Source organism: Frankia tisae (assembly GCF_025403405.1).
Classification (GTDB): domain Bacteria; phylum Actinomycetota; class Actinomycetes; order Frankiales; family Frankiaceae; genus Frankia; species Frankia tisai.
The window spans coordinates 1-1,926 of the sequence record NZ_JANEZT010000639.1; the positions used below are offsets into that span (position 1 = coordinate 1).

The 1,926-nt window shown below is 75.0% G+C and carries 1 pseudogene; it reads left to right on the top strand.

The window, feature by feature from the left end:
* Positions 1-1,186: 1,186 nt before the first annotated feature.
* Positions 1,187-1,926: pseudogene (locus tag NBZ85_RS30755) on the top strand (hypothetical protein); the annotation flags it as partial.

Below are 1,926 nucleotides of genomic sequence, written 5' to 3' on the forward strand. Positions count from 1 at the left end.
CCCCGTCCCCCGGAGCCCCTGTCGCGCCCGTTTACGCTGGCCAGGACGCCCGTCGACGCCCCTCGCCGCATCGCTGCGGCCCCACCGGGCGGCCCTGGACAGGCCCGACGGCCGACGGCGGAGGTCGCCGGGTGACGGCACCACGCGGCCCACCTTCGTGGCGAATGAACGGTAAATAGTGCCAGATCTCCGCAGGTCCGGCAACTCGCTTGACCAGCGCCGCGTCCTGACTGGTGGATCCCGCGATGGCGCGGGCGTCCGGCCTGCCGGCGGTCGCCGGCTGCCGGCTGCTTCCCACGGAGCGGAAGGGGTTTGGTGTCGATGCGGATGATCGTTGCTGTCCGTGATAAGCCGAGGCCGCCGACATCGCTCTTCGTGCGTTGTTGTTACGGTTCGTCCGTCACTCCTGGATTGATGAAGGAGCCTCGGCTCCCGGCGTTGCCGGTGTCGGCGAATCCCCTGGCAAGTCGGCCGGGCGGAGGAATTGTCACCCCGGGTGAGAGTTGGGCACTGGATAAGCCGGGACGTTTTGACGGGGCAGAGAGCACGATCTGGGGTGATGCGGGTGCGCGGGCGCTCCTGGTCGGATGAGCCTCCGGCCGGAGACCGGGAGCGGGTTGCGCCTCGGTCCGCGGAATCCGGCGAGGACCGCGGGCAGCGGGAACCACGGGTGCATCGCTCCGCCGGGCCGGTGGAGCCCCGCCCGGCCGGTGGCGCCCGCTCCACGGCCGGTGACCCGGCCTGGCCCGTCACGTCCGGGGCGCAACCGCCCGACGGGGACGTCGGCGGTGCTCGCGCGGACCGCCGGCCGGGTTCCGGCCGTTCCGAGCGCCGGCGTCGGACGCCGCCGGTGGTCCTGCTCCCTCCGTCCATGACCATGCGCGCCGGCGGGTCGAGAACCGACGGCGACGGTGACCAGCCGGCGGCGGCCGGTGCGGATCGACCCGCCGATCCCCGGTTGCCCGGCACCCGCCCACCCGATCCCCGGCTGTCGGATCTCCGCCTGCCCAGCTCCCCTCCGCCCGATTCCCGTCCGGCCGACTCGCGTCCGGCCGACTCGCGTCCGGCCGACTCGCGTCCGGCCGACTCGCGTCCGGCCGACTCGCGTCCGGCCGACTCGCGGGCCGCCGGCCCTCGCCCGACCGATTCGTCCGCCCGCGCGGCGTCCTTCGGCACTGGATTGTCGATGGATCCGCCGACTGACACGCCGAACGATCCGCCGCCCGGTCCAGGCCTGGACGCGCCGACCAATCCGCTCTCGGAGCGGGCCGTCCTGGTGCACGGTCGACTCCCGTCCGGGCAGCCGGTGAACCCGCCCGACCGGGACGAGGGCACGGCGCTGTTCCAGACTCGCCGGCCCGGCGCGCGCGGCGACGACCCCGGATGGCCGGGCGACCCCTGGGCGGACCTGACCGCGCCCCCGCAGGTGGATCATGAGCCCCCGACGCCGCCGATGCGGGTGCGGACGCACGGACCGCGCCCGAGCGGCGAGACGGACGTCCTGCGCTGGTCCGAGACCGGCGTCCCGCCGCGGGACAGCGGGCGTCGCGACGACGTCGAGTTGAACGGCCGTCACGTTGAGAGGCAGGACGACTCCGGGCTCACCCATGGGATACCGCGCACCGGAGCATGGACCGCTGCCCGCGACGCCTGGATGGCCGCCGATCCTCGCAGCGGAGGTCGGTGGGCTCCGTTGCAGCCGTCCGGCCCCGCTGCCTCGGCCGCCGCGGATGGCCCCGCCGTCCGCGGCCACGACGGCACCCGCGCTCGCACGGGCCCGGCCGGAACACGGTCCGCGGGCCGGCAGGACGAGGGCCGGGACCGCCGGACCGGCCAGGACCGGAGCGGGTCGGAGCGAACCGGAATTGGCCGAGAAGGATCTGGCCGAGAAGAATCTGGCCGGGCCGGCGGTCCCGGCCCTCGTCC